The organism is Burkholderia sp. MSMB1826, from assembly GCF_001526325.1.
Classification (GTDB): domain Bacteria; phylum Pseudomonadota; class Gammaproteobacteria; order Burkholderiales; family Burkholderiaceae; genus Burkholderia.
Genome location: NZ_LOYN01000015.1, coordinates 98,329 through 111,398 on the forward strand (window position 1 = coordinate 98,329; position 13,070 = coordinate 111,398).

The window sequence follows — 13,070 nt, forward strand, 5'->3', positions numbered from 1 at the left end:
CTTTTTTGCGTCAAAAACTAGGATAATCACTGAATTAAAAGCGGGCATGCGGGACTATCTTTGTCGAAGCATGTTCGATTTATTACACATATGAACGTATCCGTGGGTCGAGCGATACGTCCCTCTAATTTCGAACCGTACGCGGCCTGCCGCACGTCGATCGGCTAACATGCGTGCAGTTACCGGCAGACGCACGTCTGCCGTTCGATCGTTCAATTCAGATAGAGAGCCGGAGTGCCGATGGGGACGAGCATCAGGGCGTTGCTGTTATCCCAGATGGATAGCTTCACGCCGTCGGAACAAAAGGTCGCGCAGGCGTTGCTGGATCGCTATCCGAGTCTCGGGCTGGGCCCCATCGCGCAGTTCGCGAAGCAGGCCGAAGTCAGCGACCCGACCGTGTTCCGCTTCGTCGTCCGGATCGGCTTTCCGAACTACTCGTCGTTCCAGCAGGCGCTGCACGACGAGATCGACACCGCGATGAATTCGCCGCTCGCGCGCATGGATGCCTTTCATTCGGAAACGGGCATGCGCGACAGCCACGCGGCGATTTTCCAGCGGCTGTCCGAATCGCTCGCGACCACGATCGAAGAGCTCGACGCGGCCGCGTTCGACGCAGCGGTGGCGGTGCTGGCCGATCCGGACGTACGCATCTTCTGCGGCGGCGGGCGCTATACGGCGCCGCTCGCGTCGTTGTTCTCGTTCACGCTGGCGTATGCGCGGCCGCACGTGCAGTACGTCGAGCCGAACGTGAATCTCGCGTCCGTCGCGCTGGCCGACATGGGGCGCAACGACCTGCTCGTGATCTTCGACTTTCGCCGCTACCAGAAGGACAGCATCCGCTTCGCGCAGGCCGCGCACCGGCTCGGCGCGCGGATCCTGCTGATCACCGACGAATGGCGCTCGCCGATCGGCGAATTCGCGGAGATCGTGCTGCGGATCCAGGGGCGCCCTTTCGCGATGCTGCAGACCAACGTGCCGGCGCTGGCGCTCGCCGAAGCGCTGGTGATCGGCGTGACGAACCGGCTGCCGGAACTGGCGCGGCAGCGGATGGAGAAGATCGAGCAGCTCAACGCGGGCGGGATCGAATGGGATACCACCCAGCGCGATTTGCCCGAATGACGCGCGCTCGCCATTCGGGCGCGGTGCTCAACTCTCGACATCCTCCAGACTGAACACTTCCGTCTTGTCGTTGTACGAGAAGACCTCGCCGTACCGTCCCCAGTCGATCACCGCGTCGAGCGTTTCCTCGGCCGCTTCGTCGGACAGAAAATCCTCCAGTTCCTGCTCGAAGCGCACGCGCGGCGCGCGGTGGCCCGGACGCTCGTTCAGCACCTTCCTGATCCGCGCGGCGAGCGGCACGTGCTTCAGCAGGTGATCCGCGAACATCAGCTTGCGCTCCTGCGTACCGAATTCCGCGAACACGCGCGCGGGCGGCGTCAGGAACACGTCGCCTTCGCGCACGTCCGCGAAGCCGAGGTACTGCAGCACTTCCGCGATCGGGAACAGATCGTCGACCTCCAGATGCAGCGTGCGCGCGATTTCCGGCATGTCGGCACGGCCGTGATACGGCGCCATCGCGAGCGTCTCGATCAGGCCGGCCATCAGGTTGGTCGACACCTGCGGCAACCAGCTGCCGAGCTCGAGCCCCTTCTTCGTCGCCTCGCCGGTCTGGCGCGCGGTCATCTTTGCGTAGATGTCGTCGACCAGCTTGCGGAAATCGGTATCGAGCCGATTGCGCGGATGCTTGAACGGCACCTTGATCTCGGCGATCACGCGGCCCGGGTTCGACGACAGCACGAGAATCCGGTCGCACATGAACACCGCTTCCTCGATGTTGTGCGTGACGATCAGCACCGACTTGATCGGCATGCGGCCCTGCGTCCACAGATCGAGCAGGTCGGTACGCAGCGTTTCGGCGGTCAGCACGTCGAGCGCGGAGAACGGCTCGTCCATCAGCAGGATGGTCGGATCGACGACGAGCGCGCGCGCAAACCCGACGCGCTGGCGCATCCCGCCCGACAGCTCGCGCGGATACGCGTTCTCGAAGCCGTCGAGGCCGATCAGGTCGATCGCGGCCAGCGCGCGTTCGCGCCGCTCGCGCGCGCCGACGCCGAGCGCCTCGAGCCCGGCCTCCACGTTCTGCAGCACGGTGAGCCACGGGAACAGCGCGAAGGTCTGGAACACCATCGCGACGCCTTCGGCCGGGCCGCGCAGCGGCTTGCCGAGATAGGTCACTTCGCCGCCGGTCGGCTCGATCAGGCCGGCGATGATGCGCAGCAGCGTCGACTTGCCCGAGCCCGATCGGCCGAGCAGGCCGACGATCTCGCCTTCTCGCAGCGACAGATTCGCGTCGTCGAGCACGAGCAGCTCGCCCTGCGTCTTGTTGAAGCCGCGGTTCACGTGCTCGACGCGCAGGATTTCCTCGCCGAGCCGGGGCGGCTGCAGCGGCTGGGACGTCTTGACGGGGGCGTTGATAACGGTCGGATTTTGCATCGCGCTTACTCTCAATCGAGACGGAGCCGGGATTCCGCATAGGCGTACATCGGACGCCACAGCAGGCGGTTGAACAAGGTAACGAACAGGGACATCACGGCGATGCCGAGGATGATCTTCGGGAAATCGCCGGCGGCGGTCGTTTGCGCGATATACGAGCCAAGACCGTGCGCGACGACCTTCGTGTCGCCCCACTGCACGAACTCGGACACGATGCTCGCGTTCCACGCGCCGCCCGATGCGGTGATCGCGCCCGTCACGTAGTACGGGAAAATGCCCGGCAGAATCGCCTGGCGCCACCACTGCCAGCCGCGGATGCGGAAATTCTTCGTCGCTTCCTTGTAGTCGTTCGGATAGGACATCGCGCCCGCGATCACGTTGAACAGGATGTACCACTGCGTGCCGAGCACGATCAGCGGCGACAGCCAGATATCCGCGTTCAGGTGAAAGCGGACGATCACGATCACGAACACCGGGAACAGCAGGTTCGCCGGAAACGCGGCGAGGAACTGCGCGAGCGGCTGGACCTTCTCGGCCAGCTTCGGGCGCAGCCCGATCAGCACGCCGAGCGGCACCCAGATCGCCGACGCGATCGCGATCAGCACCAGCACGCGCAGCAGCGTGACGAGCCCGAGCACGAGCACGTGGCCGACCTCGGCCATCGTCACGCCGGTCGCGACGAAACTGACGACGCGCCACACGACGTACACCGTCAGCACGATCACGAACGCGCCCCACACGATGTCGCCGATACGCGACGAACGGCGCGACGATGCGCCGCGCGCACGCGTGCCCTTCAGCGCCGGCAGTCGCAGCGGAATCCGGGCGGCCTGCGACAGCAGCCAGCCGGCCGGCACGAGCAACTGATGGATCAGGTGCGTGCGACGCATCATGTCGAGCAGCCACGATTGCGGCGCATCGCCCGACGCGGTGTTCTCCATTCGGAACTTGTCGGCCCACGCGACCAGCGGGCGGAACAGGAACTGGTCGTAGGCGAGGATCACGACCGACATCGCGACGATCACCCAGCCGACCGCGCCGAGATTTTTGTCCGCGATCGCCTGCGCGAGATACGCGCCGATGCCCGGCAGCGTGATCGTCTGGTTGCCGACCGTGATCGCCTCCGATGCGACGACGAAGAACCAGCCGCCCGACATCGACATCATCATGTTCCAGATCAGGCTCGGCATCGAGAACGGCACTTCGAGCTTCCAGAAGCGCTGCCACGCCGTCAGGTGAAAACCGCGCGACACTTCGCTCAAGTCGCGCGGCACCGTGCGCAGCGATTGGTAGAAGCTGAACGTCATGTTCCATGCCTGGCTCGTGAAGATCGCGAAGATCGCGGCCAGCTCCGCACCGAGCACGCGCCCCGGAAACAGCGCGAGGAAGAACGTGACCGTAAACGAGATGTAGCCGAGCACCGGCACCGACTGCAGGATGTCGAGGATCGGGATCAGCACCATGCCCGCGCGGCGGCTTTTCGCGGCGAGCGTGCCGTAGACGAGCGTAAACACGAGCGACGCGACCATCGCGGCGAGCATCCGCAGCGTGGTGCGCAATGCGTATTCGGGCAGGCTCGCCGGATCGAGCGAGATCTTCTGCGTCTGCAGCACGCCGATCGGCGCCATCGTCTGGTGAAAACCGACGATCGCCATCGCCAGTACGCAGATGATCAGCGGAAACGCGACGGCATCCCAGCGGTTGGGCAGCACGCGCCACGCCGAGGCGTTCGCGGTGCGGTTCGGATCGAAACTGATATCCATCGGTAGCGTCTTGTGTCGAATTGAAAATCGATGGGTCCGGCCGCGTGCCGCGCGGCCGGGCGGCGCACTCGCGGTGCGAATCAGGACAGTCCGTGCGGCGCCCGTTCCGGGATGGCCGGCCGCGCGAACGGCAGCACCGGGCCTGCCTTGACGAAGCGGAAATCGGCACCGGGATGAATGCCGGCATCGGCGATGCCGCAGGCAACGATCGGAAAAGACGGCGCGAGGCCGAAGGTGCGCATGCGGTGACCGCCCGCACCGACCGTGTCCGTTGCCGCGAGGTTCGGCATGAAGGGCTCCGGAGAGGTGATTCGGAGTGGGAGGCTATCGGGCGGTCGTGACGCAAATGTGACGTGTCACTTACAGGACATTGACAGGTCATCCGGCGGGTGTCGTGCCTCGTCCCGTCGGCCGCCGACACGGGGATTCGATCTCGCAACGGTCGGGAATAAATGCGCCGCCTCGCCGGTATCGCATGCGAAGGCGCCGGCTTATTCCAGGACGATCCGGCCGTCCGGTTTCGTCACACGAATGCGAGGCTCACATGTCTTCATCGACCCCCACCCGCCCGTCGCGCCGCAAGGCCCTGCAGTGCATGGCCTTCGGCGGGCTCGGCACGCTGTTCACGCTGTCGGGCGGCATCCTCACCCCGTTCGACCTCGCGCTCGCGCAGACCGGCGACGCGCGCCCGGCCGACGCGGGCCGGCCGCTGTTCGTGCAGATCAGCGATACGCACATCGGCTTCAACAAGGACGCGAATCCCGACGTGTCGGCCACGCTGAAGCAGACGATCGACCTCGTCAACGGGATGCCTGCGCTGCCTGCGCTGACGATCCATACCGGCGACATCACGCATCTCTCGAAGCCGGAAGAATTCGATCGCGCGTCGCAGTTGCTGTCCGCGCTGCGCGTGCCGGAACTGCATACGGTGCCCGGCGAACACGACGTCACCGACGGTTCGGGCGCCGAATATTTCGGCCGGTTCGGCAAGGCGTCGGACAACCGCGGCTATTACAGCTTCGACCATGCGGGCGTGCACTTCATCGGCCTCGTCAACGTGATGCACTTCAAGCCGAACGGACTCGGCAGCTTCGGCGACGAGCAGCTCGCATGGCTTGCACTGGATCTGAAAGGCCGTTCGTCGAGTACGCCGATCGTCGTGTTCTCGCACATGCCGATGTGGACCATCTACGAACCGTGGGGCTGGGGCACCGGCGACGCACCGCAGACGATGGCGCTGCTGCGCCGCTTCGGCTCGGTCACCGTCCTGAACGGGCACATCCATCAAATCGTGTCGAAGGTGGAGGGCAACGTGACGTTTCATACCGCCCGCTCGACCGCGTTCCCGCAGCCGACGGCCGGCAACGGCCCGGGCCCCGTCCCGCTCACGGTGCCGCACGACCGGCTGCCGTCGATGCTCGGCGTGACGACCGTCGAATTCGCCGGCCATCCGGTCGCGTCGTCGCTGCACGATGCGACGCTCGCCTGATCAAAACATAAGGAGAACGACATGATCCGCTTCCAACGCGCTCGAATCGTCGCGATGCTGATCCTGTGCGGCGCGGCCGCCGGCACGCCGCCCGCCGCATTCGCGCAGGGCCCGAGCGGCCCGCTCGTGACGATCCGCAACTTCATGTTTTCGCCGATGTCGACCACGATCAAGGCCGGCACGACGATCACGTGGAAGAATCTCGACGCGGAGCCGCATACCGTCGTCAACGACGCCGGCATCTTTCATTCGAAGGCGCTCGACCAGGATGAGACGTACGCGTTCCGCTTCGACAAGCCGGGCGTCTACAAGGTGTTCTGCGGGATTCATCCGTACATGAAGGAGACGATCACCGTCGAATGACGCGGCCCGCCACGACACGCGCGGGCGAACGACGGGCGGCTGCCGCCTACAATGAACGTCCCCCTCTTTGCCCGTGAGTCAGATGGAGTCGCTCATGCCAAAAATCGATCTCGATGCCGTGCCCCAACGCCGCGGCAGCGGCTATCCGCAGCCGTTCGACGCGCCGTGCGCGCGGCGTATCCGCCAGCGTCTCGGCGACGCCGGCGGCCTGCGCGATTTCGGCGTCAACCTGATGCGCGTGCCGCCGGGCGGCTGGTCGGCCCAGCGGCACTGGCATTCCGACGAGGACGAATTCGTCTACGTGCTCGAAGGCGAACTCGTGCTGATCGAGGACGGCGGCGAGACCGTGCTGCGCGCGGGCGACTGCGCGGCTTTTCCGAAAAATTCCGGTAACGGTCATCACCTGGTCAACCGATCGAGTGCGGTCGCCGTCTATCTCGAGGTCGGCTCGCGCTCGCCGGACGACGTGATCACCTGCCCGGACATCGACATGATGAGCCCCAGCCGCGACGGCCGGTTTCTGCACAAGGACGGCACGCCGTACCCGGACGCGTGACGCCTGCGCCGGCCACACCCGCCCGGCCCGCAGTCGCGCACGGCCGGCGTCGTCTCCATCGCCGCCCGGCGTATGGCGGCGGACCACGTAGCCGTGCGCAGGCTTCTCCTGACATTTTCCCGATCGATTTTCGTCACGGGCGAGCGTTGCATGCAGGCTCACTGCCCCGCTGCGCGCAGGTCCGGCGCCGTGCCGGCGACGACCGGACACGACGGCGGCAACGCCTGCCCGAACAACACGGCCAGCCCGCAAGCGGACGTGAACATGCCGAGGTCGTCATGCCCGACACCCGGCACTTCGACGACCTGCTGCGCGAGATCGGCCGGATGCCGCTTCTTCAGGTATTCGAAATAGGCGAGCCCGCGCGCCAACCGGTACGGCCCCTGCGCCATCGCCGCGCACGAGCGGTCGATGAAATGCGTGTAGGGATTCGTGTCGGCCTGCCCGAGCAGGTACACGACATGGCGCGCGACGTAGCGCGTCTCGAGATCGCGCACGTCCTGCGACGCAACGTAAGGCGGCGCCGATTTCAGCCCGTACTTCCATTCGGTCGCGCGCAGACAGACGCCGCCTGCAAGCGCGTCGGCATTCGGCCGCTCGTCGTCGAAATACAGGTAGCTCGACGGGTTCGCGACCACGTAGCGCACGGCAATGCCCGCGCGCGCGAGCGCGTCGCCTTCGCGCCCGGCCACCGCATAACGCTGCAGCAACTGTGCGCCGGCGGAGTGGCCGATCACGACGACCGTGGATAACGACGGGTACAGACTGCGGTCGGCGAAATGCGCGAGCAACGCGTCGAGCGCCGCGAAAGAGCTGAGCGGGCCCGGCTCGCGCGCCGGTTCGCCGCCCTTCCATCCTTCCTGCGTCCACGCGAGCGTCGGTGCGGGCAACGAAAACGCGCGCACGTCGGCGCGTGTCAGGAACTGCGGCGCGACCACCATCGTGCCCGCGCCGAGTGCACCGGCCTTTTCGACGACCTTACGCCCCGCTGCGTAGTACGCGTCGGCGTTACGCAGCGTGCCGTGAATCACGATGAACACGCGCGTGACGTCGGGCGCGGTCTGGTCGAGGGGACGATCGGCGTAGACGGGCAGCATCGCGCGGCCCTGCGGCGTGTCGACGGCCATCCGCTGGTCGGCGACGGCCTTGACCGGCGCTTCGAGACGTTCGCGCTGCGTGGGCGTGGCGGCGTCGGCCGGCTGCGCGCCGGCCAGCATGCCGGCCGCGGCGCAGGCGAGCGCAAGCGGAACGGCAGATGAAAGGGCTCGGGCGGCCCACAGCGCACGCGCGCGTCGGGTGCGGGCAAAGGCGACGGATATGACGGACATGGCGGAATTGGCGGCGGCTCGGGTGGCGGATATGGGTTGAACGGCGATGGTCGCAGAATCCGTCGCGCACTGCCGGCCCGTTGCGGAAAACGGGTCAGCCGGCCGGTTGCGCACCCGGTTCGACGTCGGCGCACGCGTCGCCCGAGCGGCGCTGCATCTGCTGCACGATGGCGGCCAGTTCACCGATATGCGTCGGCACCGCCTGCTTGCCGGCGCGCGCCCACGCATCGAACGACGTCATGCCGCTCACCGCGCCGACGAACGGCACGCCGGCGCGCTCGGCCGCCTGCGCGTCCACTGCGTGGTCGCCGACGTAGATCGCCGCCGCGGCAGGCAGGCCCAGCCGCGCGAGGGCCTGCACGAGCCCTTCGGGGTCCGGCTTGTGGCGCTGCACGTCTTCCCCGCCGATCAGCACGTCGATCAGCGATTGCAAGCCGTGACGTTCGAGAATCGCGTCGATCCGGTAGCGAAACTTGGACGACACGATCGCGACGGCGATCCCTTGCTCGCGCAACGCCGCAAGCAGCGGCGGCACTTCCGGATAGATGCGGGTGCCGGACACCATGATCTCGTCGGCGCGCGCCACGAAGTGCCGCGCGAACGCATCGGCCCGCGCCGCGCCGGTTTCTCCCGTCAACGACCGGAACATGTCCGGCAGCGGCAGCCCGATCACGGCGCCGATCTGCGCGGGCGTCGGGCCGGCGGCGCCGAGCCGGTCCAGCGCATGCTCGGTGCACGCGATGATCGCGGCGGACGAATCCGCCAGCGTCAGGTCGAAATCGAATATCACGGCCCGAACTGGCATGAAAGACTCCGTAAGCAAAGCACGATGCCACGTATGTTACGCGGGCGGCAATACGAGATCGTCGACGAGATGGCCAGACACCGGCGCCCAACGTCGAACGTGCCCTCGTCGTCGATCCGCCCCCGCGATCGACGCACACTATCAACCCCATTGCCGACAGTGCTTTCAAACATATCGCAAAAGAACGATATAAGATTCGTTCATCGACGATACCCGTTACCTGATCGACACGCTCAGCCTTTCCATGCCGACCGAACTCGACATCGACGCGATCCTGAAAGCGCTCTCGAACCCCGTGCGCCGGGAGATCCTCGTCTGGCTCAAAACGCCCGGCGAGCATTTTCCGCAGCAGACGCTGCCGTACGAACACGGCGTCTGCGCGGGCCAGATCGACGCGCGCTGCGGCTTGTCGCAGTCGACCGTGTCCGCCCACCTCGCCACGCTGCAGCGCGCGGGGCTCGTGACGTCGACGCGGATCGGCCAATGGGCGTTCTTCCAGCGCAACGAGGCCGTCATCGACGCATTTCTCGACGCTCTGCGCCGCGAACTCTAGCCAACGGCCGAACCGGCCATCCGGGGCGCCGCCGCACACGACGCGACGGCTTTCCCGCCTTTCGTAAGAGGTTATCTGCCATGCCCACGCTGTTCGATCCCGTTACCCTCGGCGAACTGACCCTGCCGAACCGCATCGTGATGGCGCCGCTCACCCGCTCCCGAGCGGGCGCGACGCGCGTGCCGAACGCGCTGATGGCGCGCTACTACGCCGAGCGCGCGTCGGCCGGCCTGATCATTACCGAAGCGACGTCGGTCACGCCGCAAGGCGTCGGCTATGCCGACACGCCCGGCATCTGGTCCGACGAGCAGGTCGAAGGCTGGAAGCAGATCACGCAGGCCGTGCACGCGGCCGGCGGGCGCATCGTGCTGCAGCTCTGGCACGTCGGCCGGATCTCCGATCCGATGTTCCTGAACGGCGACCTGCCGGTCGCGCCGAGCGCGATCGCCGCGGGCGGCCACGTGAGCCTCGTGCGTCCGCAGCGCCCGTACGTGACGCCGCGCGCGCTCGAGCTCGACGAGATTCCGGGCATCGTCGCCGCGTACCGCAAGGGCGCCGAGAATGCGAAGGCCGCCGGCTTCGACGGCGTGGAGATTCACGGCGCGAACGGTTACCTGCTCGATCAGTTCCTGCAGGACAGCACCAATCGCCGCACCGATGCGTACGGCGGCCCAATCGAGAATCGCGCCCGCCTGCTGCTCGAAGTGGTCGACGCGGCGATCGACGTGTGGGGCGCCGGCCGCGTCGGCGTGCACCTCGCACCGCGCGGCGACGCGCATACGATGGGCGACTCCGATCCGGCGGCAACGTTCGGTTACGTCGCGCGCGAACTCGGCCGCCGCAAGATCGCGTTCATCTTCACGCGCGAATCGTATTCGGGCGACCAGTTGAGCCCGCGTCTGAAGGAAGCGTTCGGCGGTCCGCTGATCGCGAACGAGCAGTTCACGCTCGATACCGCGCAGGCCGCGCTCGCGAACGGCAGCGCCGACGCGATCGCCTGGGGCAAGCTGTTCATCGCGAACCCGGACCTGCCGCGCCGCCTCGAAATCGGTGCGCCGCTCAACACGCCGGTGCCGGAGACGTTCTACGCGCAAGGCGAAACGGGCTACACCGACTACCCGGCGCTGAGCGACGCGGCCTGACGGCCGACGACACGCGCGGCGCACGGACCGTGCGCCGCGCCCTTCCCGTCGCCTGGGCACGCTGCTTCAGCGTGCCGTCTCCTCGCGAAACAATGCGAGGCCGACGAAACTGGCCACCCCGCCGCCGAGCACGTACCAGGCCGGCGCATAGAAGCTGCCCGTCGCACGCCACAGCGCGCTGACGATCAACTGCGCGAAACCGCCGAAGATCGTCACGCCCAGCGCATAGATCATCCCGAGCGACGTCGCACGGACTTCCGGTCGCAAGGCTTCGAGAATCATCACGAAGCCCGCAGGGCTCGACAGCGTCATCAGACCGATCAGCACGACCACGACCGCCAGCACGGTGAAGACCGACGGCCATGCGCGCATCGCATGAAACGCCGGCAGCACGAGTGCCGTCGAGATCGCGCACACCGTCTGCAGCATCGGCTTGCGGCGGCGCAGGCGGTCCGCGAACCGGCCGGCGAACGGTGAGCCGGCCAGCATCACCGCACCCGCCGTACAGCCGGACAGCAACGAGACGGAAGCCGGCATGCCGAGTGTCAGCGTCAGGAACGACGGCAGGAAGAACACGATCGTATACATCGTCGACGTGCCGCCGATCACCAGCAACGTGCCGGCCGCGACCTGCCGCCACGGAATGCGGCGGCTGACACGCGGCGCGCCCGCAGCCGGGTGCGGCAGCGTGTCGTCGAGATGGCGTCTCAGATAAAACCCGACCGGCCCGATCAGCAGGCCGAGCACGAACGGCACACGCCAACCCCAGCCTTGCAGCGCATCGGGCGGCAGCCAGCGCGACAGCGTCAACGCGACGAGCGCGCCGGCAAGCGCCGCGCCGCCCTGGCTGGCCATCTGCCAACTGACCAGTTCACCCCTGCGGCGGGCGCCGCCCGACTCCATCAGCAACGTCGTCGCGGCCCCGACCTCGCCTCCTGCCGAAAAACCCTGCAGCAGCCGGCCGATCACGATCAGCAGCGGCGCCGCGATGCCGATCTGCGCGTAGGTCGGCGCGAATCCGATGATGCCGGTGCCGAGCGCCATCAGCGCGACGGTCAGCACCAGCGCGGGCTTGCGCCCGACGCGATCCGCATACGCGCCGATCGCGACGCTGCCGAGCGGCCGTGCGACGAAACCGACGCCGAAGGTCGCCAGCGACAGCATCAACGCACCCGCGTCGCTGGATGCCGGAAAGAACAGCCGGCCAATCAGTACCGCGAAGAAGCTGTATACGGTGAAGTCGAAGAATTCGAGTCCGTTGCCGAGCGCAGCCGCGGCGACGGTTCGCCGCATCGCGCGTCGTTCGTCGATGGTCTGCGCGGCAGCCGCGCGATTCAGGGTGCTCATCCGAAGCCCTCGTTCAGAAGTTGTGATACATGCCGAGCGACATCGTCACGGGCGTCGTGCCGGTACGCGGCGTCGTGCCGCCGGGGTCGGTCGGCAACGGATTGCCGTTCAGCAGAACGGTCGACACGCCGTAGTTGCGGACGAACCCCGCCCGCGCGTAAAGACCGGTACGTTTCGACAACAGGTAGTCGTAGCCGAGCATGACGCCAAGCGCCGAATCCTTCACCGGCCGGCCGGCGACATCGCGTATGCCCGACGTATCGCGATAGACGACCGACGCGCGAACCGCATTCACGCCGAACGGCACGATCGTGCCGAGGGTGTACACGCGTGCGATCCCGTCGCCGGCCAGTTTCGGCGCATATTGATTGAACGACGCGGACAGCACGAGCCGCCCCGTGTCGTACACGGCGCCGAGCCCGTACAGGTCGTTGCGGACCGTGCTCGCGCCGTTGATGCCCCACACCTGGTTGTAGCTCGCCGCCAGATAGGTCGTGCCGTTGTACCACTGCAGCAGTGCGCCCTGCGCGGACGCCGCCGGTGCGCGCCCCGCGACGTTGCTGGGCGCGTACATCAGCATCAGCGTCGTGGTGCCGGCCACGATCGGCGTGCGATAGGTGATCGCATTGTCGACGCGTGCCGGCAGTTGTGTCGCGCCCGGTCCGAGGTCGCTGTTGTAGCCGACGCCGCGCGCGGTCTGCACGGCGGCCGCGCCGAGCCACGTGTAAACCGAATTGGTGCCCACGGTGCCGAACACGTCGATGAACAGCGGCAGCCCCGTGCCGATCTGCTTGCCGACTCGCAGCCGGCCATAGCGGTCGGACATCAGGCCGATCCACGACTGCCGGTTGAAGAACGACTGCGTATCCTGCTGCGCGCCGTTGTTCGCGAGAAAGCCGCTTTCGAGATTGAATTCGGCGCGCCACCCGCCGCCGAGATTCTCGCGCCCGAAGAAGCCGAATTTCGACGTCCACTCGCCGCCGCTCTGGGTCTGCCACGTCGACCGCCCACCCACCGACTGGTAGTTGATCCCCATGTCGACGGAGCCGTACAGCGCCACGCCCTCCTTCAATCCGCCGTTGAACTCCGGCACCGCCGCGAGCAGTACGTCCTGATACGGCACCGCGCAGGCACTTCCGGCACCCAGCGCCAGACACGCCGCACCCCATGCCAGCCTCTTCTTCATTCGTTTTCCTTATTTTTCAGCGAGAAAATTCCGAATTGCCGCGAC

General features: G+C 66.8%; 13 protein-coding genes. 6 read left to right on the forward strand and 7 right to left on the reverse strand.

All coding sequences use genetic code 11. The annotated features are described in order from the left end of the window. Nucleotides 1-240 precede the first annotated feature (240 nt). The gene (locus WS95_RS07415; RefSeq protein ID WP_059823089.1) at nt 241-1,119 is read left to right on the forward strand and encodes a MurR/RpiR family transcriptional regulator; all 879 of its coding nucleotides are present in this window, start codon (nt 241-243) and stop codon (nt 1,117-1,119) included. Between the two features lie 27 nt (nt 1,120-1,146). Here WS95_RS07415 and WS95_RS07420 read toward each other — a convergent pair whose 3' ends face one another. The 3 genes from WS95_RS07420 to WS95_RS07430 all read right to left on the reverse strand — a co-directional run bounded on the left by WS95_RS07420 (nt 1,147) and on the right by WS95_RS07430 (nt 4,498). Further along, nucleotides 1,147-2,493 (reverse strand): ABC transporter ATP-binding protein, encoded by a 1,347-nt coding sequence (locus WS95_RS07420; RefSeq protein ID WP_034204513.1) that lies wholly within the window; start codon nt 2,491-2,493, stop codon nt 1,147-1,149. An 11-nt stretch (nt 2,494-2,504) separates the two neighbouring features. After that, nucleotides 2,505-4,256, reverse strand: coding sequence for an ABC transporter permease (locus WS95_RS07425; RefSeq protein WP_059823091.1), 1,752 nt, complete (start codon nt 4,254-4,256; stop codon nt 2,505-2,507). An 80-nt stretch (nt 4,257-4,336) separates the two neighbouring features. Beyond that, nucleotides 4,337-4,498, reverse strand: coding sequence for a phosphate transporter (locus WS95_RS07430; protein WP_257139637.1), 162 nt, complete (start codon nt 4,496-4,498; stop codon nt 4,337-4,339). A 302-nt stretch (nt 4,499-4,800) separates the two neighbouring features. On the opposite strand from WS95_RS07430, the gene WS95_RS07435 reads away from it, so the two are divergent. The 3 genes from WS95_RS07435 to WS95_RS07445 all read left to right on the forward strand — a co-directional run bounded on the left by WS95_RS07435 (nt 4,801) and on the right by WS95_RS07445 (nt 6,664). Then, nucleotides 4,801-5,745 carry a metallophosphoesterase family protein gene (locus WS95_RS07435; RefSeq protein WP_059823095.1) on the forward strand — a complete coding sequence of 315 codons (945 nt, stop codon included), beginning with the start codon at nt 4,801-4,803 and terminating at the stop codon, nt 5,743-5,745. A gap of 21 nt (nt 5,746-5,766) precedes the next feature. Next, a complete protein-coding gene (locus WS95_RS07440; RefSeq protein ID WP_059780575.1) occupies nt 5,767-6,108 on the forward strand; it encodes a cupredoxin domain-containing protein in 342 nt (113 codons plus the stop codon). A 94-nt stretch (nt 6,109-6,202) separates the two neighbouring features. Further along, nucleotides 6,203-6,664, forward strand: coding sequence for a cupin domain-containing protein (locus tag WS95_RS07445; RefSeq protein ID WP_059823525.1), 462 nt, complete (start codon nt 6,203-6,205; stop codon nt 6,662-6,664). A gap of 158 nt (nt 6,665-6,822) precedes the next feature. Here the strand turns inward: WS95_RS07445 and WS95_RS07450 are convergent, their stop codons facing one another. After that, nucleotides 6,823-7,992 carry an alpha/beta fold hydrolase gene (locus WS95_RS07450; protein ID WP_059823096.1) on the reverse strand — a complete coding sequence of 390 codons (1,170 nt, stop codon included), beginning with the start codon at nt 7,990-7,992 and terminating at the stop codon, nt 6,823-6,825. Between the two features lie 94 nt (nt 7,993-8,086). After that, nucleotides 8,087-8,797 (reverse strand): HAD family hydrolase, encoded by a 711-nt coding sequence (locus tag WS95_RS07455; RefSeq protein ID WP_059823098.1) that lies wholly within the window; start codon nt 8,795-8,797, stop codon nt 8,087-8,089. 244 nt (nt 8,798-9,041) lie between these two features. Between WS95_RS07455 and WS95_RS07460 the strand changes: the two genes are divergently transcribed. Together WS95_RS07460 and WS95_RS07465 are read left to right on the forward strand one after the other, a co-directional pair. Then, nucleotides 9,042-9,350, forward strand: coding sequence for an ArsR/SmtB family transcription factor (locus WS95_RS07460; protein WP_011547377.1), 309 nt, complete (start codon nt 9,042-9,044; stop codon nt 9,348-9,350). A gap of 80 nt (nt 9,351-9,430) precedes the next feature. Beyond that, complete coding sequence (locus tag WS95_RS07465) at nt 9,431-10,492, forward strand: alkene reductase (protein ID WP_034204506.1); 1,062 nt, start codon at nt 9,431-9,433, stop codon at nt 10,490-10,492. 66 nt (nt 10,493-10,558) lie between these two features. Here WS95_RS07465 and WS95_RS07470 read toward each other — a convergent pair whose 3' ends face one another. Both WS95_RS07470 and WS95_RS07475 read right to left on the reverse strand, forming a co-directional pair. Next, nucleotides 10,559-11,839 carry an MFS transporter gene (locus WS95_RS07470; RefSeq protein ID WP_059780579.1) on the reverse strand — a complete coding sequence of 427 codons (1,281 nt, stop codon included), beginning with the start codon at nt 11,837-11,839 and terminating at the stop codon, nt 10,559-10,561. A gap of 13 nt (nt 11,840-11,852) precedes the next feature. Continuing rightward, nucleotides 11,853-13,025, reverse strand: a complete 1,173-nt coding sequence (locus WS95_RS07475; protein WP_059823099.1) for a porin — start codon at nt 13,023-13,025, stop codon at nt 11,853-11,855. Nucleotides 13,026-13,070: the final 45 nt, after the last annotated feature.